Origin of the sequence: Caballeronia sp. LP006 (genome assembly GCF_031450995.1) — a bacterium.
In the GTDB taxonomy this organism is placed as follows: Bacteria; Pseudomonadota; Gammaproteobacteria; order Burkholderiales; family Burkholderiaceae; genus Caballeronia.
Genome location: NZ_JARTVW010000003.1, coordinates 211764 through 235083 on the forward strand (window position 1 = coordinate 211764; position 23320 = coordinate 235083).

Here is a 23320-nt window from a genome sequence, read left to right on the forward strand (position 1 = left end):
GAGTTGCCGGGCGCCGAGCTCTTGCGTCCGTCCACGGGTAACCCCGGCGGGTTGTAAGCCTGCATCGTCAGATGTCGTAGGCGGGCGTGATTGCCGCATCGCCGAATGTGAACCAGAACAGCGCGATGCCCTTCGAGTGGCGGTCGGCGTTGCGCACGACTCGCGGCCTGAAGGCTACAAAACAGGCTCATGCGGATTTTTGTAGCGCTCAGGCTGCGGCGACTTTTAGGTTTGAGCCGCGAAGGCCGGACGCAACCGCCTGTCGACTCGTTACCATAGGAAAAAAACCAATCTAGCGAGACACCATGCGCCGCCTGCCCTCACTCACCGCGCTACGCTTCTTCGAAGAAAGCGCGCGCCACATGAGCTTCAACAAATCCGCCGCCGCGTTGTGCGTGACGCCAGGCGCGGTCAGCCGCCAGATTCGTCTGCTCGAAGACGCGCTCGGCGCGCGGCTTTTCGACCGCGATCACAAAGGCATACGCCTGACCGCGCAAGGGACGGAGTTGCTCGCGTGCGTCTCCGAGGCGTTCGATTCCATTGAACGCACGACCCGCAAGCTCTCGATTTCTCCGAAGAGCGAACGCAAGCGGCTCACGGTGAGCGCGCCGCCGACGTTCGCATCGCGCTGGCTGTCGCCACGTCTCGGTTCGCTGATGGACGCGGTGCCCGACATCGACCTCTCGGTGCGCACCGACGCCACGGGCGAGTTTCAATGCACGATCCGCTTCGGGCACGAGGCGCGGGCGGATCATCGGTCGGCGTTGCTGTTCATCGAGCGGCATGTGCTCGTCGGCGCGTCGAAGTATGCGGGCCAGGACGTCGTGGCGCTGCTGGAACGCCTGCCCGCGCTGCACGTTCTGCACAACGACGCGCGCCTCACGCTTTGGCCGAACTGGCTCGATGCCGCGAGCCTGTCGCGCGGTTTCGCGGAAAACGGCATCGAGTTCTCGACGCTCGATCAGGCGATTCGCGCCGCGCTAGCCGGAACCGGCCTCGCGGTGGTGGACCGCAACATGATCGCGGACGAGTTGCACGACGGCACGCTTGCGCAACTGTCGCCGGCGGAATCCACGGGGCCTTATGGATACTGGCTGGACATCGGGCCGTCGGCTGCCGCGCAGGATCATGTGCAGGCGTTCGCGGAGTGGCTGCGTGGCGAAGGGGTGACAAACGCGAACGCAGCGCAGCCTTGAAGCAGTTCAGTTGCCACTCGCCTCGTTCAACGTCAGATGCTTCGTTTCCGGCGCCCATGCAATCGAAACCAGCATCCCGATGAACAGTACCGCGGCGAGCGCGAGCATCGTTACCTTGACGCCGACGCCCGCAATGCCCAGTGGCAACAGAAACGTGCCGATAGCCGAGCCAAGGCGGCTGCATGCAATCGCCAGTCCGACGCCGCACGCGCGCGCCTCGGTCGGAAAGCACTCGGGCGGAAACACGCCGACCAGGTTTGAAAACGCGGACATGGTCAGTGTGAAAAGCGCGAACGCCGCGATCATCCAGAGCGACGCCGACGATGGCAGCACCGCAAGCGCCAGCAGCGACACGCACGTCACCGCGAACGAGCCGATCAGGAACGCGCGCCGCGAGAGCTTGATCGTCAGCCAGATGCCGAGCAACGCGCCTATCACGAGCACGCCGTTGAGCAGCAGATCCGCGCCCGAGCCCTCGTTCAGATCGATCGCCTTGAGGATGCTCGGCAGGAATGTGTAGATCGCGAAATACGGGATCACGAGGCACACGAAGAACGCGCAATTGAAGATGGTGCGGTGGATCAGATCCGGCTTGAAGAGCCGCGCGAAGCCGCCGGGCGGAGCGAAGTGTTCGCCGGCGTCGGCGTCGAGCGTCACGTTCGGGCCGAAGTGCTTGCGCACGATACGCCGCGCTTCATCGCCACGACCGCGGCCGAGCAGCCAGCGCGGCGACTCCGGCGTGCCGATACGCAACACGAGTACGAGAAACGCCGGAATGCCGGCCGAGGCGAGCAGCCAGCGCCAGGCGTCCGGCGAGGCATTGGCGTAATGCATGCCGAGCACGTTCGCAATCACGTAGCCGATGGTCCAGATCACGCTGAACGAGCCGAGCAGGGTGCCGCGATGCTTGCGCGGCGAAAACTCCGCGAGAATCGCGTGACCGACCGCGAAGTCGCCGCCCATGCCGAAGCCGATCAACACGCGCAACGCAACAAGCATCGCTGGCGTGGTCGCGTAAAACTGCGCGAACGCCGCCGCCGTGATGATGATGAAACTCAGCAGAAAAATCTTCTGCCGCCCGAGCCGGTCGGACAGCCAGCCGAATACGAGGCTGCCGAAGAAGATGCCGATCAGCGCTGACGAGCCGAGCATGCCCATCCAGAACGCATCGAGCGGAACCTGCCGGTTCATCGACGCCAGCGCGTAACCGATGGTGCCAAGCGCATAACCTTCCGTGAAATGCGCGCCGAACGTCAGCCCCGCGATCTTGATATGAAAGCGGTTGAGCGGAACGTCGTCGAGCGTGACGCGGCCGGCGCCAGGCGACGAGGCGAGATGCGCATCGAGCGCATCGGGAATGACGATTCGAGTATCCAAGGGTGTCTCCTCCACTGCATGAATTGCCGCGCGCGTGCTGGTGCGTGCTTGTGGTTATGGCGTGCGCGCGGCGCCGACAGAAGATGACTCAGCGGCCAAGCCCTGCCATCATCATGTATTTGAGTTCGACGTATTCATCGAGCCCGTACTTCGAACCTTCACGGCCGAGCCCCGACTGCTTCACGCCGCCGAACGGCGCGACTTCCGTCGAGATGATTCCCTCGTTGATGCCGACCATGCCGCTTTCCAGCGCCTGAGCGACACGCCACGCGCGGCCCAGATCGCGCGTATAGAAGTAGGCCGACAGGCCGTAGGGCGTGTCGTTCGCGAGCGCGACGACTTCTTCCTCGGTCGCGAAGCGGAAACACGCCGCGACCGGGCCGAAGGTTTCCTCCTCCGCGATCAGCATCGAAGGTATGGCATCGGCGAGCACGGTCGGCTCGTAGAACGTTCCGGCCAATGCATGCGCTTTGCCGCCTGTCAGCACCTTGGCGCCTTTTTGCACGGCATCCGCGACATGGGTCTTCACTTTCTCGAGCGCCGCCTCGTTGATGAGCGGACCTTGATCGAACGCGCCTTCGAGACCGTTGCCCGCTCGCAAGGCGTGCACGGCGCGCGTCAGGGCTTGCGTGAAGGCATCGTAGACGCCGTCCTGCACGTAGAAGCGATTCACGCACACGCACGTCTGCCCCGTGTTGCGGAACTTCGATGCCATCGCGCCTTGCACGGCGGCGTCGATATCGGCGTCGTCGAACACGATGAAGGGCGCGTTGCCGCCGAGTTCCAGCGAAAGCTTCTTGAGCGTATCCGCGGATTGCTTCGAGAGCAGTTTGCCGACGCGCGTCGAGCCGGTGAACGAGAGCTTGCGCACGTGCGGCGACGCCGTGAGCGTCTCGCCGATAGCCACCGCATCGCCCGATACGATGTTGAACACGCCGGCCGGAATGCCCGCCTCTTCCGCCAGCACCGCCAGCGCGAAGGCCGATAACGGCGTCTCCTCCGATGGCTTCAGCACCATCGTGCAACCGACCGCAATGGCGGGGCCGGCTTTGCGCGTGATCATCGCGAGCGGGAAGTTCCACGGCGTGATGGCCGCGACCACGCCGACTGGCTCGCGCGTGACGATGATCCGCGAATGCGGCTTCGGGCTCGGGATCACGTCGCCGTAGCTGCGCTTCGCTTCTTCCGCGAACCATTCGAGGAAGCTCGCGGCGTAGGCCACTTCGCCGAGCGCTTCGGCAAGCGGTTTGCCTTGCTCGCGCGTGAGCAGGGCGGCGAGCGCGTCGCGGTTGGCGAGCATGAGTTCGCCCCAACGCTTGACGCGGGCGGCGCGTTCCTTCGCCGTGAGCGCGCGCCACGCGGGCAGCGCGTTGCTCGCGGCATCGATTGCAAGCGATGTCTCCGCGCTGCCGCCGCGCGCCACGTTCGCGATGACTTCGCCCGTCGCTGGGTTGCGCACGGCATACGTGCTTGCGCTTTCTCGCCACGCGCCGTCGATGTAATGGCCGGATCGTAAAAGGTCGCTCATGCCGCGCGCTCCATGAGTTCGTCGAATGCGCCGCGCGCCTCACGCGCTTCGCGGGCGATACGCCGTCCCGCCGTGTAATCGTTGATGAGATCGCACGGTGTGTAGTTGCGGTCGAGCTCGTGCATTTCGTCGTCGCTGAGATGCGTGTCGAGCGCGGCGAGCGCGCTGTCGAACTGCGCGGCCGAATCCGCGCCAACCAGCATGCTCGACACACCCGGACGGTTCAGCACCCATGCCTGGGCAATCTGCGCGGACGTCACGCCGCGTCGCGCCGCCACTCGCGCCACCGATGCCGCGACGCTGCGCGAAGCGGCATCGCCATACATTTGCGCGGTGAAGAAGTCCGTCTGATTGCGATTCGAGCCGGCGTCGTTCGTCAGCAGGCCGCGCGCGAGCGGACTGAACACCGACACGCCGACGCCCTGATCGATGCAATACGGAATCATCTCGCGCTCTTCCTCGCGATACGCGGCGTTCAACTGCAATTGCATGTTGATCGGCTTGTGCCAGCCGTGGCGTTCGCACGCCTGCACGATCTTGGCGAACTGCCAGGTGTACATCGTCGAGACGCCGATATAGCGCGCCTTGCCCGCGCGCACGATATCGTCGAGCGCGGCCAGGGTTTCTTCGACGGGCGTGTTCACGTCGAAAAAATGCAGCATGTAAATGTCGACGTAGTCCATGTCGAGACGCTTGAGCGACGCGTCGATGCCGTCCATCACATGCTTGCGCGAATGGCCGCCCGCGTTCGGCGTGCTCGCCATGTCGTAGCCCACCTTCGTGGTGACGACGATATCCTCGCGCCGCACGAGCCGCTTCAGGATGCGGCCGACCACTTCCTCGCCGACGCCGGTCGAATAAAAATCGGCGAGATCGATGAAGTTCACGCCCGCATCGAGCGCATGGCGCACGATCGGCTCGCTTTGCGCTTCATCGAAAATCCAGGGCTTCCATTGCGGCGTGCCCATGTTCATGGTGCCGAGACACAAGCGCGAAACCTTGAGTCCGGACTGGCCGAGACGTACGTATTCCATGGTCGTCTCCTCAGCGCTTCTTCGGCGTGTAGAACGGATTCGAGACATCGCGCGCCGCCTCGAACACGGCATGTCGATACGGCAAGCCTTCCATGGCCGCGACGATTGCGTTCCTGCACGCGCGATAGTTGTTCTCGAAGACGGCGTCGAGATCGTCGGTCTTGGGATTCACCCAGTTCGCCGATACGACCACCCACTCGTTCTCCGCCTCGGGCGGCAGCGTGCCTTGTTCGAGCGCTTCGGCCACGGCTTTCGCTATGCCGGCCTGCGATGCGCCCCAGGTCGCGTTGCCGTGGAAGTCGCCGTCGATCGGCGCCTTGTTCACGTAGAGCGTGAGCGGCTTGGTCGGCACGCCGGGCCGTGCGATCACGACGAAGGGCGCGTGCCCGGCCGATGGCGTCGCGAGCGCGGTGGCGAAGGCCTGACCGGCGGGACCGTCGCGCGGACCGACCAGCACGTTGATATGGGCGAGATTCACGCCCGGTCCCTCGAAGCCTTCGCCGATATACAGATTCTTTCGCATGGACTCCAATCCTTTGCGTTACGTTGAGGATGAACCGATTTTGCGGCGGGCGTCGCGCGATGAGGAATCGACGATTTGTCAGCGTGGGTGTGAGATTCAATCAACTCCGGGAGTACCCGTAGGGCGAATCCGAAGCTCGACTTAGTCCGTCCTAATTTCCATCGGCGGCAGGCATGGTAGAAACGTCTAGCCGAGTCGAATCAAACGGAGGTTGTCGATCGATGGACTATGCAGGCTTAGCAGAAGCTCACGCGTTGTGGGTCATCGCGTTCGTGCTCGTGGCGGCGCCGCTTGGCGCGGCGCTCGCCTGGAGCGCGTTCGTGCGCGTGCTCGACACGCGCGAACCGCCCACGCAGAGGACGCTCGTCGTGTTCGCGGCGCTGGTTCCGCTTGCGTGCGGCGTAATGGTGTTCGCGGCAATCGCGACGCGCGTCGAGCGCGGCGAGGCGTTTTCGAGCGCCGATCAGCTTCTGCTCGATAGCATTCGCAAAGGCGTGCCGCCGCTGGCCGCGCAGAGCTTCGCGCGCTTGACGCATCTTGGCGATCCGCTGTTCCTGGCGTTGTTGTGCGCGCTCGTCTGCGTGGCGCTGGCGTGGAAGCGGCACGTCGGACTGGCGCTCTTTCTGATCGCGACGACGAGCCTGGGCGGTCTGCTCAATCGCGTGCTCAAGCTGTCGATGCATCGCGAGCGGCCCATCGGCGCGCTCGTGCCGTTGCCCGAGAGCTATTCGTTTCCGAGCGGCCATTCGTTCGGATCGATGGTCTGCTACGGCATGTGCGCCTATGTGTTGATGCGCGTCGCCTCGCGCGGCGGCGATGCCCTCATCGTCGCTTCGACCTGTCTTCTAGTGCTGCTGATCGGCACGAGCCGCGTGGTGATCGGCGTGCATTTTCTGACGGATGTCGCGGGCGGATTCGCCTCGGGCGGCGCGTGGCTCGCGTTTTGTATCGGCCTGGCGGAGTTGGCGCGCCGCGTGCCGGCTAGCGGCATGCGGACGAGGTAAGGCGCACCTCGTCCACGACGTGCGCGCTCAGATCTTCTTGACGAATTCGGACTTGAGACTCATGGCGCCGAAGCCGTCGATCTTGCAATCGATATCGTGATCGCTATCGACAAGGCGGATGTTCTTGACCTTCGTACCCATCTTGAGTACGCCGGACGAGCCCTTCAGCTTGAGATCCTTGATGATGGCGACGGTGTCGCCGTCTTGCAGAATGTTGCCCGCCGAATCGCGATAAACCTTCGTTTCGGCTTCGGCGGCGGGAGATTCATCGGCCGACCATTCATGCGCGCATTCGGGGCAAATGAAGAGCTTGCCGTCTTCGTAGGTGAATTCGGAATGGCATTGGGGGCACGGGGGCAGGGCGGTCATGCGGGGTCCTTCGATGCGAACAGGTGGTGCGGAAAGCGGAACGAAAAAGCGGAACGAATAAGCGGGACGAAGTATAGCGGTCGAAGATCGCCTGCCGACTCCCGCGCTGTCTTAATAATGAGTATCGCTCAGGGCTGGCAAGGTCGGCAAGGCGCCGCATCCGCGAATCCATGGAACGTCGGCGGCTTCGGCCATCTCCTTGTCGCCCGCGCTGTCGCCATAGGCATACAAGGTCATTGGGCGATATGCGCCCCACCATGCCTTCAGACGCTCGACTTTCTCCGGCCCCCAGCAATTGGCGCCGATGAACCGGCCCGCGTATCCCGATTCCGTCAATTCCAGTTCGGTCGATAGCACCGTGCCGATTCCAATGGTCTGCGCCCAGAGACGAAGATACAGAGAAGGCGACGCGCTCACGATCACCACCTCGTGCCCAAGCGCCTGATGTTGCCGCACGCGTTCGATCATCTCCGGCCGGATCATGGCCGGCAGGCGCGTGGCACAGAAGCTTTGGGCAGCGAGTTGTAGCGCATCGCGCGAGACGTGTTTCAGAGCGTACTTCAAATACTCGGCCTTCGCGGTTCCGCGGTCGCATCGGCCTAATGCCATGCCCGTCAGCGCCGGCGCCGCCCATATGGCCGATGTGGCGAAACGAATCGGCCCGACGGTGTGCAGCACGAAAGCCTTGAGGCTGTCGCCGGTGGTAATGGTGCCGTCGAAATCGAATGCGGCGACGGTGCGGTGTTGCTTGGACATCGAAGGCTCCATGTAAAACGCTCGTTTCTCAACGCTTGGGCTGCGACCGCGCAGCCAGGGCGGCGGGGAGGGTCACGTTCATCAGTTGATCGGCGCGCGCAAGCAGATCGACAACATCGGTTTCGAACGCATCGACTTGCAGGGACAACAGTTCGAGTTGCTGAAACGCCTGACGCACCATCGCGCGGCGATCGAGCAATGCGCGCGCGGCGCTCGCGTTGTCCGAGGGCTCCGGCAAATCGGCGACGGCGCTCAAGGCAGCAAGACCGATAGCCAGACCGTCGTGCGCTTCCGCGATGTGTTGCCGCGACGACTTCACGCGCGCCGGGAACGAGTGCAACGAAGTCTTGAGCGTGGTCAGGAGGCCGCGAAAATCCAGTTCCGGCGTTTCCGTGCCCAGGTATCGGCCTGTCAGGCGGTCGATCAGACCGGGTTTATGTGCAGCACGCTCGAGCAGGTCGCGCATCAGGCCGGCGCCATCCAGTTCGGCGAAGTCGCGCATCATGCGGGTGAACGTTTCGACAGCCTCGCCGCATGCATGCAACGGCGCTTCGGCCATGACGACGATGTGTTCGAGCCGTGGCGGTACGAGCCGGCGAATCGCGCGTTCGATACGTGCCTGCTGTCGAGGATACAGGCCGGGAAACTGTTGGCGCGCGCACTCGAAACACTGGTTCAGCAACGGATGGCCAGCTTCTCCGAAGAGCGTCTTTCCCGGCTCGCCCAAGCTTTGCGGTGCGCTCGCGGCGCGCTCCTCGCGCGACACAAAAAGCGGGCGCACGGATGGCTCACGGACGACGTTGCTGCGCGCATTGGAACTGCGGTCGGCTCGGGAATCGTCGACTTGCAACGTGCCCGGTGTGTCCGGGAAGCTCAGCGGTCCGGGTTCACTGGACATTCGCATACTCTTGCCGGTAACGCCACGCCATGACAAATCTCCGTTTCAGGCGCGGTCGACGCGGCCGCCATAAGCGGCGACGAAATCCGCGAGCCCACGGTTGTAGCCCATGCCGACGGCCTTGAACATGAACTGTCCGTCGCGACGATAGAAGCTTCCCACCTGCACGGCGGTTTCCAGCGAGAAATCTTCTTCGAGCGGATAACGGGCGAGCACCTTGCCGGTATCTTCCTCGGAGATTTCGATGTAGCTGTTGCGAACCTGTCCGAAGTTCTGCTTGCGCTCTGCTGCGCGATCGATCGTCACGACGACCGAAATTTCGTCCACCGCAGCCTCGAGTTTCTTGCTGTCGATGAAGATGACTTCGTCGTCGCCACCGCCGCTACCGGTTTGATTGTCGCCGCTATGCACGACGCCGAGACACTCGGACGACGACATGCCCTTTCGTGGCCATTCGTCGCCGGGCTGGAAAAACGTGGTTTCGCGGTCGAGCGTGCGAATTTCCGTGTTGTAGAAGATGAAGTGCTTCTGCGACAAGAGCTTCGGATTGCTCTGTTCGTCGTATTTGCACAGGAACACGGAGACGTCGAGGTCGAAGTTGTCGCCGGTATCGGTGGCATTGGCGTCCCACCCCAGGCCGATGCGGAATTTGCTTGCATGCGGCGCTTCTTTCGACAGATTGATCCGGCCGCCCTTGGACAGATTGATCATTGACATGGATTACTTGCTCTCGTTTGAAGGTTTTGGATCGCGCCGCGATTCCGGGCGGCGCGTCTGGATCAGGAAGCAGGGTTGTCGGAAGTCGCGTCGCGCGTGACTTCGCGACGTTGCACGATGATCGAACTGACGACCGCAACGCCGATCGTGCATGCGCCGATTAGCCCCGTGACTACTTCCGGAACGTCGACGTTGACGCACAGCATGATTGCCGCAAGCGCGCCGATCGCCCAGAACGCGCCGTGTTCCAGAAAGCGATATTGCGCGAGCGTTCCTTTCTTGAGCAGGATCAGCGTCATCTGACGGATATAAGCCGCGCCCACGCCGAGTCCGAGCGCAATCAGGAAGATGTTGTTGGTCAGGGCGAATGCGCCGATCACGCCGTCGAAGCTGAACGACGAATCGAGTACTTCGAGGTACATGAAACCCGCGACGCCTTCGCGCACGATCCGTTCGCCGGTCGCGTCGCCGCCGACCAGATCGCCGACGCCATGCGCGACGATGAAGGCGATGACGCCGCCGCCGCCCGCCAGCAGAAACGATGCGCGCTCGCCGTCCGGCAACTGGGTGGAAACGAGCGCGATGATGCCGAGCGTCAGCGCCACTTCAATCGCAGAGAGGCGGCCCAGTCGCGCGAAGGGCTTCTCGATGACCTCGATCCAATGTTCTTCCTTGTCGGCGTTGAACATGAAGCCGAAGAACACCATCAAGAGAAACGCGCCGCCGAATGCCGAGACTTCGTGATGCGCCGAAGTCAGAATGGCGGCGTACTGATCCGGCGCTTCGAGCGCGAGCCTGGCGGCCTGCCACAAGCCAATGCCGCCCGCCACCGCGACGATCAGCAGCGGAAACAGCAGCCGCATGCCGATCACGGCGACCGGCAGGCCGAACGTCATGAAACGGTCGCGCCACTTGTCCGACCAGTTGCGCAGGACGGCCGCGTTGGCCACGGCGTTATCGAGTGAGAGGGAGACTTCGAGCACGCACAGCACGGCCACGAGGATCATGTCCTTCACGCCGCCGATCAGGAATGCGAGCACGAGCGCGATGAACGTCAACGCGAACGGGATGTTGAATTGCTTGATCATGTATTGCTCGAGAGAAAAAATGGCCGGGATGAATCGCTTACTTGCCGCGCACCCAGTCACAGAATTCCTCGGTAATGAGTTGCTCGTAGATCGCCTGATCGGAGATGTCGAGCGATTCGAGATGCAGGAAGCCTGCATTCGGCAATTGCTCGGCGACTTCTTCGAGGAAGGCGAATTCGTCGGGATTACCCACGCCGATGAGCGACCAGTAGATCGGGAACTTCTGCGTCTCGCGCAGCAGCTTCCAGACGCGCGCGCGGTCGAAAGCAGGGTTCTGTCCATCCGTCACGAACAGGACCCACACGGGCATGTTGTTGGCGGGTGCGGCATTGGCGACGGTGACGTCGTTCTGCGGCGCGCCGAAAAGCCGGCGGAAAAAGCCAGGCTTGTCGTTCGCATCGGGCGCTGCCGCCGCGAAGAAGAAATTGACGATATCCGTCATCACAGGCGCGTATTCCGTCGCGCCCCACTTGCGCACCGACGCATTCTTCATCACCTCTTCGGTGATATAGGCGCCATAGTTTTCGGGCGTCGCCGTGGGCAGGCGGTCGAAGGTGTCAGTGAAGGTCCAGGTATCGATTTCGCCGTTGTCATCGAACTTCATGGCGATGCCAAGCATGCGGTCATGCGTTTCCTGGATGATCCCGGATTCGTACAGACCCTTCGCTGAACCCGAGATGTCCAGCGCCGCCGCTACTCGCACGATGGGCGGACGCGGCAGGCTACGCTTGCTCAGGATGATCGCAACGCTGTCGGCGCGCGCAGCGAGGGCCGGTTTATTGAGGTTGATGATGGACATGCGAGATTTTCTTTTAGTGGTTACGGTCGTTGAACCGGGCGATGAGATCCTGCTCGAGCTTGCGCAGCTGCGGTTCGTCGGCTTTGCGTTTGCGTTGGCCTTCGTCGATGATCTTTGCCATTTCGTCGAGCGCGGCGAACAACTTCTGCTGCGTGTATTCGAAGGTTTCGGTCGCGATGACGGGACGCTCCGCCAGTCTCGTCACCGCGCCGGCGTTGGCATGCAGTTGGTCGGCCTGCGCGCGTAGCGCCATGTCGGCGGCATCGAACGTGGCGTTCGCGAGGTCGGCCGCCTTCTTCGAACTCAGTTGCTTGATGTAGAGCGAGAACGCGTTGGTCCACGCGGGAATCAACACGGTTTTCGCCGTGCCGAACTTGGAGATGAGCGTTCGCTTGTGATCCTGCTCCATGCGGATCTGCGGCGCGAGTTGTTCGGCCATCAGCATGGCGCGGCTCAAGTCGTCGATTTTTTGCGCCAGTGCGTTTGCGCGGCGACGCGTGTCCATCATGCGTTGCGCGGCGAACGCGTCGCCGGCTTGAGGCTCTTGCGCAAGCGCCACGCGGTACGACTCGAGCGAAGCCTCGCCATGCGCCTTGGCCGCTTCGAACTGGCGGAACGTTTCGTAGTTGTCCGCGTACATCTGATCCAGTTCCGCGATATCGCGGTTCTGCCGGCTCGCCGTGGCCTCCAGTTCGACGACGAGCGTACCGATGCGCTTCTCCACTGAATCGAACTGGGCGAGCAACTGTTCCCGGGTCGATCTGAACATCGACAATAGTTTCCCGGCCAGGCCGCGTTTTTGGATGGAAGCAGGGTCGAGGCCCTTGGCGGTCACGGTCAGGTTGTTGAGCAACTCGCCAAAGTGATCGGCGTCGGAGGCACGCGCCTCGGACAGAAGACGCTGCGAAAGGCTGGCGACGCGCTCGCCGGCCGTGGCGCCAAGCTGGTCGATCTGATCGTCCGTGAGTAGTTCGGCCGAGGCTTCGCGAACCGTTTTGGCCGCGTCACGCAGGACCGGCGTCGATGACGGCGATGCATCGCCGCGCGTGTCGTCTGTCGCGAGGTGAAAAGGCTTCGCGTTGCCATCCCCAAAAATGGGTTTCATTTTTCTCTATCTCGTTATTCTAAGTAATGCCAAGCTATGGTTTGTCGATGAACGCCCCCGGCAACCCCGGGCATTGGACGCGCGAAGTAAAGGTTCCGCAAGCCGCAGCAACACTTTGAATCAGATATGCCTGTGGAATGGGCGAGCGCGCTGGCGTTAAAGGATCGATCGTTCTTTTATATTGGATCCAAAATCCTTGATTCATAAAACTTTCTGGTTCAGAATGCCCCTCAGCCGCATCCCGTTTCGCCTTCGAACCGACCGCCCCGGGAGCCACCATGACCGACCAAGCGCAGACCGTCGCCGGCGCATACGCCACAAGCGACACCGCCCGAGCACCATCCAGAACGCAAACCAGTCGCGCCGTCACCGCCGCGGTCGTCGGCAACGTGCTCGAATGGTTCGACTTCGGGACGTACGCGTTTCTCGCCACCGTCATCGCCAAGGTCATGTTTCCGGCCGGCGACGAGTTCGCCGCCATGCTCGGCACCTTCGGCGCGTTTGGTCTCGGCTTCGCGGCGCGTCCGCTCGGCGCGATCATCTTCGGATGGCTCGGCGACAAAAAAGGCCGCAAGTGGACGCTCACCTTCGTCATGCCGCTCATGGCCGCCGCCACGCTCTTCATGGCGCTGATCCCTTCGTATGCGTCGATCGGCATCTATGCGCCGATCCTGCTCATCGCCGCGCGCATGCTGCAAGGCCTTTCGGTCGGCGGCGAGCTTGGTAACGCGGTCGCGTTTCTGGTCGAATGGGCGCCGCAAAACCGCCGCGGCTTCTACGGCAGCTTCCAGCAATGCAGCACGCTAGGCGGTACGCTGCTCGGCTCCGGCGCGGCCGCGTTGATGACCTCGACGCTGTCCTCGCAAGCCATGCTCGACTGGGGCTGGCGCGTGCCGTTCATCATCGGCGCGGTGGTGATCGGGCCGATCGGCTGGATCATCCGCAAACGCAGCGAAGAGACGCCCGCTTTCGCGCAGGCAAGCGATGTCGCGCCGCCGCCGCATCGCGCGCCCGCGCTGCTCGGCTTGCAGGCTTGCGGGCTCGTGATCGTTTGGACGGTCTCGCTCTACACGTTGCTCAACTATCTGCCGTCGTTCACGCAGAAATACGCGGGCATGAGTTCGTCGGCGGCGCTCTGGCTCAATACGGCGGGGCTCTTCGTGATGACGGCATCCATTCCGTTTTGGGGCGCGTTGTCGGACCGCGTCGGACGCAAACCGATCTACGCTATCGGCTGCGTCGCGTTCCTGATCCTGCCTTATCCGATTTTTCACTTGATGCTCGAATACAAGTCCGCGCTGGTCGTCGGTCTCGTGCAGGTGCTGGGCGGCGTGTTGATCGGCATCTTCTCGGGCGTCGGCCCCGCCGTGCTCTCCGAACTCTTTCCGACGAAGATCCGCACGACATGGATGTCGATCGGCTACGGCATCGCCAATGCGGTGTTCGGCGGCTTCGCGCCGGTCATTTCGATCTCGCTCATCAAGGCCACCGGTTCGCCCGTCTCGCCTGCGTACTTCGTGATGCTCGCGGCGCTGCTCTCGACGATCACGGTCGCGACGATCCGAGAAACGGCGCATCAACCGTTGCAATGAGGACTTTCGCATGCGCTGGAGCAGAACTCTCACGGTAGTCAATTGCCACGCCGAAGGCGAAGTGGGCAACGTGGTGACGGGCGGCGTCTTCGACGTGCCCGGTGCCACCATGTTCGACAAGATGATGCATCTCGAAGAAGTGCGCGACGACCTGCGCCGCATCTGCATCTTCGAGCCGCGCGGTTCGGCCAACCAGAGCGTGAACTTTCTATTGCCGCCGACCGATCCGCGCGCGCAAATGGGCTACGTGATCGCGGAATCGACCGAATATCCGGCGATGTCCGGTTCCAACACGATCTGCGTGGCCACCGTGCTGCTCGAAACCGGCATCCTGCCGATGACCGAGCCCGTCACCGAACTCGTGCTCGAAGCGCCCGCCGGTCTCATTCACGTGCGCTGCCGCTGCGAAAACGGCAAGGTGACGCAAGTCGAGTTCACCAATCAACCGGCCTTCGCGAACCATCTGGACAAGACGATCGAGGTCGAAGGCGTCGGCACGCTGACAGTCGATGTCGGCTACGGCGGCATGACCTATGTCATCGTCGATGCGCAAAAGCTCGGCTTTGCCATCACGCCCGACGAAGCGCGCCAACTATGCGAGCTCGGGCAAACGATCAAGGCCGCCGCGGCCGAGCAATTGCCGTCGCCGCATCCGCTGAACCCGAACATCAAGGGCATCACGCAGACCGAATTCGTCATGCCCTTGCGGCGCGAAAACGGCGTCCTGACCTCGCGCAATACCGTGATCGTCTCTCCCGGACGCTGCGACCGCTCGCCACGTGGCACCGGCACATCGGCGCGGCTCGCGGTGATGCACGCGAAAGGGCTGATCGAAGCGGGCGAGCGCTTCGTGCATGAATCGATCATCGGCTCGCGCTTCGAAAGCCGTATCGATTCGCTGACGCAACTCGGCGATGTGCCCGCAGTCGTGCCCGTGGTCGCGGGACAGGCGTGGATCAGCGCGATCTCGCAAGTGGGCGTGGATCCGACCGACCGCTATCAGACGGGCTTCACGTTGTCGGACACGTGGCTCGAAGCCGTCGACGACAAGCTCATCAAATCGCGCGCGAAGCCATGAGCCAGCTGCGGCAGGAAATAGCGGATGTAATCGTGGTCGGCGCGGGCGTCGTTGGTTTGTCGTGCGCGTGGGCGCTGCTCTGCGAAGGCGCGAGCGTGACGTTGATCGATCGCGACTTCGAAGGCGACCGCACGTCGCACGGCAACGCGGGCGGTATCGCCGTGTCGGAGAACACGCCGATTGCCGTGCATGGCATGTTCACGCAAGCGGCCAAGTGGCTGATGGACCCGCTCGGGCCCCTCGCGCTCGACTGGAAACACGTGCCAAGCGCGCTGCCGTGGTTCATGGCGTTTCGGCGCGCGGCGGAACCCGCGCGGTTCGACGCCATCTCGCGTGCGCTTTCGCGGCTCAACAATCGCGTATACGAAGACATCTTGCCGATGTTCGACGATATCGGCGCCACCGCGATGCTGTATCGACGCGGCGCGCTTACCGTCTATGAGACCGATGCGGCCTTCGCTGCCGATCAGCCCGAATGGGCGCTCAAGCGCGAACTCGGCGTGCGCTGGCATACGCTGAATCAGGACGAAGTACGCGCCGCCGAGCCAGCGCTTGCGCCGGTGTTCCGGCATGGCGTGTTTCTCGACGACTGGTCGCATATCGGCGATCCGCGCCGGCTCGTGACCTTGCTGCGCGAACGCGTGATGGCGTTGGGGGCGCGCTTCGTGACCGGCGTCGCGCGTGCGCTCGAACCCGCCGACGGCGTTCTGCTCGACGACGGCGCCCGCGTCTTCGGCCGCCGCATCGTCGTGGCGGCGGGCGCGTGGTCGGCGACGCTTGCGAAGTCTGTCGGCGACCGCGTGTTGCTCGACAGCGAACGCGGCTATAACGCGACGCTGCCCAGGCACGGCATTGCGTTGTCGCGCGAAGTGATCTTCGCGGAACGCAAGTTCGTCGCGACGCCCCTGGATATCGGTTTGCGCATCGGCGGGGCGGCGGAATTCGCGGGGCTCGCCGCGCCGCCGAACTATCGGCGCAGCGAGGCGTTGCTCGCGCTCGGCCGGCGCTTTCTGCCCGACATCGACGAAACGGATGCGGTCAACTGGATGGGGCATCGCCCGTCCACGCCGGATTCGCTGCCGGTAATCGGCGTCTCGCCACGCGCGCCGTCCGTGGTCTATGCGTTCGGACACGGCCATCTCGGCCTGACGCAATCGGCGACCACGGCGGCGCTCGTCGCCGATGTGCTCGGCGAGCGCATGCCGCGCGTGCCCCTCGAACCTTATTCCATCGCACGTTTTCAGCACTGACCAAACGACAGGAGAGAAGAGATGCAAGTCAACTGGCAAGGCGTTTTCCCCGCGGTCACGACCAAACTCACCGCTACCGGCGCGCTCGATCAGGACGCCATCGTGAGCGGGCTGAATCGTCTGCTCGACAACGGCGTGGGCGGCGTCGTGATGATGGGCATGGTCGGCGAGAACGCGCAACTCACGCCCGAGGAAAAGCGCACGGTGCTCAAGCTCGCGGTCGAAACGGTGAACGGCCGCGTGCCCGTGATCTCCGGTCTCGCCGAACTGAACACGGCCAACGCCATGCAGTTCGCGAGGGATGCGGAAGCCATCGGCGTGCAGGGGCTGATGGTGTTTCCGGGCCTCACTTATCGCTCGGACGATAGAGAAACCGTCGAATACTATCGGTCGATTGCGCGCTCGACGAAGCTCGGCCTCATGATCTACAACAATCCGCGCGGTTATGGCGTGGACATGCGGCCCGACTTGCTCGAACAACTGAAGGACGAAGCCAACGTCGTCGCGATCAAGGAAGAAACCTACGATACGACTCGCGTCACCGATCTCTATGCGCGCTTCGGCGACCGCTTCACCGTGTTCTGCGGCGTGGACGATCTCGTGCTGGAATCCGTCGCGCTCGGCGTCAAGGGCTGGGTATCGGGCATGGCTAACGCGGTGCCGCGCGAATCCGTCGAACTGCTCAAGCTCGCCGTGAATGGCGAATACGACAAGGCGCGTGCGCTGTATCGGGCATTGATCGACCTGTTCCATCTGGACACGCACGTGAAACTCGTGCAATACATCAAGCTCGCCGAAAACATCACGGCGGGTTATCCGGAATACGTGAAGGCGCCGCGTCTCGTGCTCGAAGGCGAGGAGCGGCAGCGCACGATCGCGATCGTCGAGAAGGCGCTCGCCAACGTGCGTGCGCTCGCTCAATGAACGGAGCACTAATGTGAAGTCCACGTTCTTCTGTATCGACGGTCATACGTGCGGCAACCCCGTGCGCGTCGTCGCGGGCGGCGCGCCGCCGCTTGCCGGCGCGAACATGATCGAGCGGCGCGCGCATTTTCTGCGCGAGTTCGACTGGATTCGCACCGCGCTCATGTTCGAGCCGCGCGGCCACGAAGTCATGTCCGGCAGCATTCTCTATCCGCCGACGCGCGACGACTGCGATCTCGCGATTCTCTTCATCGAAGTCAGCGGCTGTCTGCCGATGTGCGGACACGGCACCATCGGCACGGTGACGACGGCGATCGAAAACGGTCTTGTGCGGCCGCGCGAGCCGGGCGTCTTGCGGCTCGATACGCCAGCGGGCGTGGTCATCGCGCGTTATCGGGTCAACGGCGAACACGTGGATTCGGTGCAACTCGTCAACGTGCCTTCGTATCTGCATTCGCAGGACCTCTCCGTCGAAGTGGAAGGCTTAGGCGAGATTCGTTTCGATGTCGCTTATGGCGGCAATTTTTATGCGATCGTCGAGCCGCAGCGCAATTTCGAAGGTCTGCACGCGCTCAAGCCATCGGACATTCAGCGCCTGAGCCCGCTGCTGCGGCAGAAGGCCAACGAGAAGTACAGCTTCGTGCACCCGGAAAGCGAGCAGATTCGCGGCCTCAGCCACGTCATGTGGACCGGTGCGCCGACAGTCGAAGGCGCGAGCGCGCGCAACGCGGTGTTCTATGGCGACAAGGCCATCGACCGTTCGCCGTGCGGCACCGGAACCTCGGCGCGCATGGCGCAACTCGTCGCGAAAGGGCGCTTGAAGATAGGCGAGCGTTTCGTGCATGAAAGCATCATCGGGACGCTGTTCGAAGGCGTGCCGGTATCGGCCGCGCGAGTCGGCGAGTACGACGCGATCGTGCCGACCATCGAAGGCTGGGCGCGCATCACGGGCCACAACACTCTCTTCGTCGATGACCGCGATCCCCTGGCCCACGGATTCCTGCTGAAGTGAAAAGGAGCATAACGTCATGCTGATTCTGAAGAACGCACGCGTGCTGGACGCGGAGCACGAACGCGACGACGGCCGCTATTCCGTCGTGATCGATGGCGACACCATCCGCGAAGTCACGCGCGAGCCGGTAGAGGCGAGCGGCGCGCAAGTGATCGATGTCGGCGGCAAGACGGTGATGCCCGGCCTGATCGATTGCCATGTGCATGTCATTGCATCGGTCGCGCATCTCGGCAACAACAGCCGTTTGCCGAACACGTTCGCCGTGCTGCGCGCCGTGCCCATTCTCGCGGGCATGTTGAATCGCGGCTTCACCTCCGTGCGCGACGCGGGCGGCGCGGATTACGCGTTGTCGCGCGCAATCGAGGAAGACGTGATCGCGGGACCGCGCTTGTTCGTCGCGGGCAAGGCGCTGTCGCAAACCGGCGGTCATGGAGACTTCCGCGAGCGCTTCGACAACTCCGACCCGGACCCGTGCGGCTGCAGCCGCAACATGGGCGCGATCGGCCGCGTGGTCGATGGCGTCGATGCCATGCGCAAGGCCGTGCGCGAAGAGATGCGCGCCGGGGCGCATCACATCAAGATCATGGCGTCGGGTGGCGTGGCGTCGCCGACGGACCCTATCGGCAATTTGCAATTCTCCGTCGATGAAGTGAAGGCCGCCGTCGAGGAAGCCGCGTCGCATCAGACCTACGTGATGGCGCATGCGTACACGCCGAAAGCCATCGCGCGCGTGGTGAAGCTCGGAGTGCGGACCATCGAGCACGGCAATCTCATCGATGAAGAAGCCGCCGATGTCATGGCCGAACACGGCGCGTTCGCGGTGCCGACGCTCGTCGTCTATGACGCGATGAACCGCGTCGGCGCGCAGATCGGCATTTCGGCCTTGTCGCTCGAAAAGAACGAAGCGGTGCGCGTGCAAGGGTTGAAGGCGCTCGAACTGCTGCACGAGCGCGGCGTGAAAATGGGCCTCGGCACGGATCTGTTGGGCGAGATGCACGAGTATCAGAGCGACGAACTGTCGATACGCGCGGATATCGTCGGCTCGTTCGAAGCCATTCGCCAGGCCACTGCCGTGGGCGCGGACATCCTCAACATGCAGGGCAAGCTCGGCGTGATCGCGGCGGGCGCGTATGCGGACTTGCTCGTCGTCGACGGCGATCCGCTCAAGGACATTCGCGTCTTGACGGGGCAAGGCGAGCGCATCTCCGGCGTGATGAAAAACGGCGCGTGGGTGCGCGAGAAGCTGCTCTAGGCCGCGTGCTACGATTCCCGCGCCGAATGTCCGCAGCAGAAACCAAGAAGACCCACGCCATGCCATTGGCCGCGCCGAAATCAAGACCAGCCGCCGCGAGCGACGCCACCCGCAAGATCGTGCGCACGACCACGGTCGAACTCGTCACGACCGCTATCCGGCAGCGTATTCTGAGCGGCGATCTCGCGCCCGGAGAAGCGCTGCGGCAGGAAGCGCTCGCGGATGAGCTCGGCGTGAGCCGCGTGCCGATTCGCGAAGCGATCACGCGTCTGACGGGTGAGGGCCTTTTGACCAACGTGCCGCACAAAGGCGCGTACGTGGCGGAGTTGTCGATCGAGGAAGTGCAGGAGACGTTCGAGATTCGCTTGCGTCTGGAGCCGTGGCTGTTTTCGCAAGCCATTCCGCATATCACCGAAGGCGAAATTGCCCGGGCCGAAAATCTCGTCACGGAGATGGACGGCGCGGAATCCGGCATGTGGGGGCAACTCAACTGGCGCTTCCACGAAACGCTCTACGTGCCTGCGCACCGCGATATCACGCTGCAGATGTTGCGCGTGCTGCACGACCGCAGCGACCGCTATTTCCGGTTTCAGGTGAAGCAGGTGCCGATCCGTCAGCAGTCGCACGACGAGCACATGGCGATGGTCGCCGCATGCCGCAAGCGCGATGCGAAACTCGGCGCGAAGCTGCTCGAACAGCATGTGAAGATCGCGGCGCAGCAGATTGTCGCGGTGGTCGAGGCGATCATGGCGCGGTGACGCGAATGCATGCCTCGCGCGTTGGGTCCTCGTGATCCGGTGCGTCGATCTCGAGCATGAATTCGCCTTTGCCTAGCGTGGCGAGCACGGTTTCATCGACCATGACGACGGGCACGTTCAGCCCGTACAGCTCGTTGGCCGTGATCGCACCGATGGACAGAATCAGATCGCGCTCGCCAAGCACGATGCCGCACGGCCCCATGCCATTGCGCAAGGCCTCGGCAAGCACGCTGCTGCTCGAACTCGACCCGCGCGCACGCGGCATGACCAGCACGCGCGCGGCGAGACTTCGGCCGCAACCCGCATGCGTCTTGTCGACGATGACGCCGCGCTCTGCGTCGTAGCCGCCCCAGAAACTGAGCGGCGCAAGGGCTATGGAAAGGCCACGCGCCCGGCCCGGAACGAGCACGGTGGCGCTCAAGGAATCAGTAGGCTTCATCGATACACACCTTTCCTTCGAACGCCGAGCGTACGCATTCGTTCATGCTGCCAAAGGCCACCGTCACGCCGATATTCGCGGGCGCGTAATGCGCCCACTTGCCCGAATTGGTCATGACGAGACCGGTGATCTGCTTCATTACCGGCGTGATGTACGTGCAGGTGTCCACGACGATCTGCACGCCGCGCGCGGCCAGCCGCTCCGCCGTGCCGTCGTCTTCCAGTTGCCAGAGCACGTAGCGGCTCGTATTCACGTAGAAGCCGCAACGCATGGCACCTTTGTAGCGGTCGAAGAGCGACGAGAGCGCGCGGAATTCATCGACGGAAAAATGCGGCGTGCCGAGGCTCACGGCGGCGAGCGGAGCGCCGGGTCGGGCCTGATTCCAGCGGCGGCGGATGGCGGCGAGATCGGCGGTGCTCACGCGGATGGTCCGTTCGGGCCTGCGGCCTTGCAGCGCGGCATCGAGCGTCGGCGCTTCGGGCGTGATGCCGACCGCATGGAAAAGCGCCACCGAACCGCTCGATGCCGCCGCCGCGCCGAGCGCCTTGAGTTCGTCTTCGCTGGTGTCGCCGGGCAAACCGGTGATGGCCGCGACCGTGGCGCCCGCTTCGCCGCCCAGCAGAAAACCGAGCGCGGCGAAGTCGGCGTCGCGATGTGACGACGCGTTCAAGTCCGGCGCTTCGATCACCACCCGCGCCGCGCGATTCTCTGTGACATGCAAGCCCGCATGCGGCACGCGGCCGGTAATGGCCGCCGCGAGATCCAGAAAGTCGCCGTAACGGCTGGTGCGCGCGCCGAGCACGGAATTGGCGAACACGATGGCATTCGATTCCGCCCACGCGATCTGATCGCCGAGCCGCGGCCGATGCTTCAACTGATACGGCGCGCACGTGAAGCTCGCCTCGCAGCCGAGTTCGAGATGCGCGTTCATCAGGCGCTTCGCCGCGTTGGCCGTTGCCGAATCTCCGCGATACAGCTCCGGGTGAATCAGATCGAGCGAGCCGACATTGAGCGTGGTCGGCACCGCGATCTTCGCGCCGCTCGCGACGAAACGTTCCACGAAGTCGAGACTTGCCGCGCCGTGATACAGACAGCCGTCGATATGCGCGCAGGTGACGTCGATGAGCGCGCTGGCGTCCATGACACGCGCCGTCGCAGCGACGATGCGCATGGCAAGCGCGGGGCCGGCGCCGAAAGCGCCCTGCAGCATGGCGGTGTCGCGGGAGTCGAGGGTGAGCATCGGCGGGGCGTTTTGGTATCGGTTGCAACAGGATAGCGGAATCGCGCGTCGTGCTCAAATCGCGATGCATCTCGATAATAAGACATGCTGAATAATCGGGGTTATCCCATCCCCCACCCTGCAAGGGGGGTCGCCTTGCCGCGCGCCGCTGCAACACTGGCTGCGAAGGGCGATGACGTGGCTGCAATGGCGGTCATCGCCCGATCGCGATGTTTCGCCGCGAATCGGCAGGATATAACCAGGAGACATGCATGCGCTTCAGCAGCAAAGGGCTATGCGCCGCCATACTCGGGCTGACAGCAGGAAGCGCGGCCGCGCAGTCCAGCGTCACGTTGTATGGCGTGGCGGACACGTTTTTCCAGTTCCTCGCCAATGGCGGGCAGCAGTCGTGGTCGCTCAGAAGCGGCGGCAATAGCGCCTCGCTGCTCGGCTTCAAAGGCAGCGAAGATCTGGGCGGCGGATTGAAGGCGGTATTCACGCTCGAAGGCGGCTTCAACGTCAACAACGGCACGTCGCAGGTGGACTCGTCCGCCATGTTTTATCGACAGGCCTGGGTTGCCCTGACGCACGAAAAGTACGGTTCGCTGCAAGTCGGGCGTCAGTACCAGCCGACCTTCTGGCTGCTCTATCCGTCGGACCCGTTCCGTGCCAACGAAGCGCTCTCGCCGCTCGCCGCCGCCTCGACGACTGTCGATCGCAATACGCTCGCCACGCAAACGGCTGGCGGGCGTTCGAGCAACGCCATCGTCTACAAGACCCAGAACATGGGAGGTGTCGAGCTGCGGGGCATGTACGCGCTCGCGGCGAGTGTCGCGCAGCCGTACCCGCTGACTACCGGCAACATGCTCGACATCGCCGCGAGTTATACGGGCCATGGCCTCTACGCGGGCGTCGCTTACCAGAATCAGCATCCGGGTTCGAAGACCATGCCGGGCCTGCCCGCCACGCTGCCGACGCTCGGCACGGAGCACTTCACGGGGGCGCTTGCCTATCGCGTCGGGCCGGTGAACTTCCAGTTCAACTACGCCTATCACCGCCCGAAGGATACGCCCGCGGGTTCGCTTGCCGCGCGTCTGAACGCCGGGCATCCATTCAGCACGATGGAAGCAGGCGCGACGATCCAGGCAACGCCCGCCGACACCATCGAGATCGCGGCCATGCAGCGCGTTGCGCGTGGCGTACACGACAACGCGTGGCTCGTGCAAGCGGGCTTCGATCACAGCATCTCGAAGCGCACGGCGTTCTACGGGCGCGCGGGCTTTCTCAAGAACAACGGCACGTCGACGGCGGGCTGGCCGGGTATCTCGCCGAACGGGCTCAATGCAACGGAAACGCTGGTCGCGGCGGGCATGACGCATCGGTTCTGAGTAAGCGCTGGTTT

The 23320-nt window shown here is 63.5% G+C and carries 23 protein-coding genes; 10 read left to right on the forward strand and 13 right to left on the reverse strand.

Going from position 1 to position 23320, the window contains the following annotated elements; genetic code table 11:
- The first annotated feature begins 305 nt into the window (after positions 1 to 305).
- Positions 306 to 1196 (forward strand): LysR substrate-binding domain-containing protein, encoded by an 891-nt coding sequence (locus tag P9250_RS05665; RefSeq protein ID WP_310391666.1) that lies wholly within the window; start codon positions 306 to 308, stop codon positions 1194 to 1196.
- A 6-nt stretch (positions 1197 to 1202) separates the two neighbouring features.
- Here the strand turns inward: P9250_RS05665 and P9250_RS05670 are convergent, their stop codons facing one another.
- From P9250_RS05670 to fae, 4 genes are all read right to left on the reverse strand, one after another.
- Positions 1203 to 2561: an MFS transporter gene (locus P9250_RS05670; protein WP_409014858.1), complete on the reverse strand. Its 1359-nt coding sequence runs from the start codon at positions 2559 to 2561 to the stop codon at positions 1203 to 1205.
- Positions 2562 to 2661: 100 nt separating this feature from the next.
- Entirely contained in the window at positions 2662 to 4101 is a 1440-nt protein-coding gene (locus P9250_RS05675) for an NAD-dependent succinate-semialdehyde dehydrogenase (RefSeq protein ID WP_310391668.1), read from the reverse strand.
- On the reverse strand, positions 4098 to 5135 hold the full coding sequence (locus P9250_RS05680) for an aldo/keto reductase (RefSeq protein ID WP_244829807.1): 1038 nt from the start codon (positions 5133 to 5135) through the stop codon (positions 4098 to 4100). The genes P9250_RS05675 and P9250_RS05680 overlap by 4 nt, the downstream gene beginning before the upstream one ends.
- 10 nt (positions 5136 to 5145) lie before the next feature.
- On the reverse strand, positions 5146 to 5658 hold the full coding sequence (gene fae, locus P9250_RS05685; protein WP_244829806.1) for a formaldehyde-activating enzyme: 513 nt from the start codon (positions 5656 to 5658) through the stop codon (positions 5146 to 5148).
- A 221-nt stretch (positions 5659 to 5879) separates the two neighbouring features.
- Here fae and P9250_RS05690 point away from each other — a divergent pair, with 221 nt between their 5' ends.
- The gene (locus P9250_RS05690) at positions 5880 to 6662 is read left to right on the forward strand and encodes a phosphatase PAP2 family protein (RefSeq protein ID WP_310391673.1); all 783 of its coding nucleotides are present in this window, start codon (positions 5880 to 5882) and stop codon (positions 6660 to 6662) included.
- A gap of 27 nt (positions 6663 to 6689) precedes the next feature.
- Here P9250_RS05690 and P9250_RS05695 read toward each other — a convergent pair whose 3' ends face one another.
- The 7 genes from P9250_RS05695 to P9250_RS05725 all read right to left on the reverse strand — a co-directional run bounded on the left by P9250_RS05695 (position 6690) and on the right by P9250_RS05725 (position 12394).
- Entirely contained in the window at positions 6690 to 7031 is a 342-nt protein-coding gene (locus P9250_RS05695) for a zinc ribbon domain-containing protein YjdM (RefSeq protein WP_310391675.1), read from the reverse strand.
- A gap of 111 nt (positions 7032 to 7142) precedes the next feature.
- Positions 7143 to 7787 (reverse strand): HAD-IB family hydrolase, encoded by a 645-nt coding sequence (locus P9250_RS05700; RefSeq protein ID WP_310391677.1) that lies wholly within the window; start codon positions 7785 to 7787, stop codon positions 7143 to 7145.
- A 28-nt stretch (positions 7788 to 7815) separates the two neighbouring features.
- Positions 7816 to 8685, reverse strand: coding sequence for a hypothetical protein (locus P9250_RS05705; protein ID WP_310391678.1), 870 nt, complete (start codon positions 8683 to 8685; stop codon positions 7816 to 7818).
- Positions 8686 to 8730: 45 nt separating this feature from the next.
- Complete coding sequence (locus P9250_RS05710) at positions 8731 to 9396, reverse strand: TerD family protein (RefSeq protein WP_250511101.1); 666 nt, start codon at positions 9394 to 9396, stop codon at positions 8731 to 8733.
- Positions 9397 to 9464: 68 nt separating this feature from the next.
- The gene (locus P9250_RS05715; RefSeq protein WP_310391682.1) at positions 9465 to 10490 is read right to left on the reverse strand and encodes a DUF475 domain-containing protein; all 1026 of its coding nucleotides are present in this window, start codon (positions 10488 to 10490) and stop codon (positions 9465 to 9467) included.
- Positions 10491 to 10527: 37 nt separating this feature from the next.
- On the reverse strand, positions 10528 to 11289 hold the full coding sequence (locus P9250_RS05720) for a VWA domain-containing protein (protein WP_309846728.1): 762 nt from the start codon (positions 11287 to 11289) through the stop codon (positions 10528 to 10530).
- 13 nt (positions 11290 to 11302) lie between these two features.
- Positions 11303 to 12394 (reverse strand): toxic anion resistance protein, encoded by a 1092-nt coding sequence (locus P9250_RS05725; RefSeq protein WP_310391684.1) that lies wholly within the window; start codon positions 12392 to 12394, stop codon positions 11303 to 11305.
- A 278-nt stretch (positions 12395 to 12672) separates the two neighbouring features.
- Here P9250_RS05725 and P9250_RS05730 point away from each other — a divergent pair, with 278 nt between their 5' ends.
- Genes P9250_RS05730 through P9250_RS05760 form a run of 7 tightly spaced genes read left to right on the forward strand, consistent with a single transcriptional unit; the run spans position 12673 to position 20260 of the window.
- Positions 12673 to 13986, forward strand: coding sequence for an MFS transporter (locus P9250_RS05730; RefSeq protein ID WP_244829790.1), 1314 nt, complete (start codon positions 12673 to 12675; stop codon positions 13984 to 13986).
- A 10-nt stretch (positions 13987 to 13996) separates the two neighbouring features.
- The gene (locus P9250_RS05735; protein ID WP_310391686.1) at positions 13997 to 15064 is read left to right on the forward strand and encodes a proline racemase family protein; all 1068 of its coding nucleotides are present in this window, start codon (positions 13997 to 13999) and stop codon (positions 15062 to 15064) included.
- Positions 15061 to 16314 (forward strand): FAD-dependent oxidoreductase, encoded by a 1254-nt coding sequence (locus P9250_RS05740; RefSeq protein ID WP_310391688.1) that lies wholly within the window; start codon positions 15061 to 15063, stop codon positions 16312 to 16314. Before P9250_RS05735 ends, P9250_RS05740 begins: the two co-directional genes overlap by 4 nt.
- Positions 16315 to 16335: 21 nt before the next feature.
- The gene (locus P9250_RS05745; protein WP_309846737.1) at positions 16336 to 17238 is read left to right on the forward strand and encodes a dihydrodipicolinate synthase family protein; all 903 of its coding nucleotides are present in this window, start codon (positions 16336 to 16338) and stop codon (positions 17236 to 17238) included.
- A gap of 13 nt (positions 17239 to 17251) precedes the next feature.
- Entirely contained in the window at positions 17252 to 18250 is a 999-nt protein-coding gene (locus P9250_RS05750; protein ID WP_250469111.1) for a 4-hydroxyproline epimerase, read from the forward strand.
- 16 nt (positions 18251 to 18266) lie between these two features.
- Positions 18267 to 19502, forward strand: coding sequence for an amidohydrolase family protein (locus tag P9250_RS05755; RefSeq protein WP_250469113.1), 1236 nt, complete (start codon positions 18267 to 18269; stop codon positions 19500 to 19502).
- A 59-nt stretch (positions 19503 to 19561) separates the two neighbouring features.
- On the forward strand, positions 19562 to 20260 hold the full coding sequence (locus P9250_RS05760; protein WP_244831019.1) for a GntR family transcriptional regulator: 699 nt from the start codon (positions 19562 to 19564) through the stop codon (positions 20258 to 20260).
- Here P9250_RS05760 and P9250_RS05765 read toward each other — a convergent pair.
- Positions 20247 to 20699 carry an aconitase X swivel domain-containing protein gene (locus tag P9250_RS05765; protein WP_310391691.1) on the reverse strand — a complete coding sequence of 151 codons (453 nt, stop codon included), beginning with the start codon at positions 20697 to 20699 and terminating at the stop codon, positions 20247 to 20249. The two genes, P9250_RS05760 and P9250_RS05765, sit on opposite strands and share 14 nt — an antisense overlap.
- On the reverse strand, positions 20686 to 21939 hold the full coding sequence (locus P9250_RS05770) for an aconitase X catalytic domain-containing protein (RefSeq protein ID WP_310391693.1): 1254 nt from the start codon (positions 21937 to 21939) through the stop codon (positions 20686 to 20688). Before P9250_RS05770 ends, P9250_RS05765 begins: the two co-directional genes overlap by 14 nt.
- A 251-nt stretch (positions 21940 to 22190) precedes the next feature.
- Here P9250_RS05770 and P9250_RS05775 point away from each other — a divergent pair, with 251 nt between their 5' ends.
- The gene (locus P9250_RS05775) at positions 22191 to 23306 is read left to right on the forward strand and encodes a porin (RefSeq protein ID WP_250469118.1); all 1116 of its coding nucleotides are present in this window, start codon (positions 22191 to 22193) and stop codon (positions 23304 to 23306) included.
- Positions 23307 to 23320 lie beyond the last annotated feature (14 nt).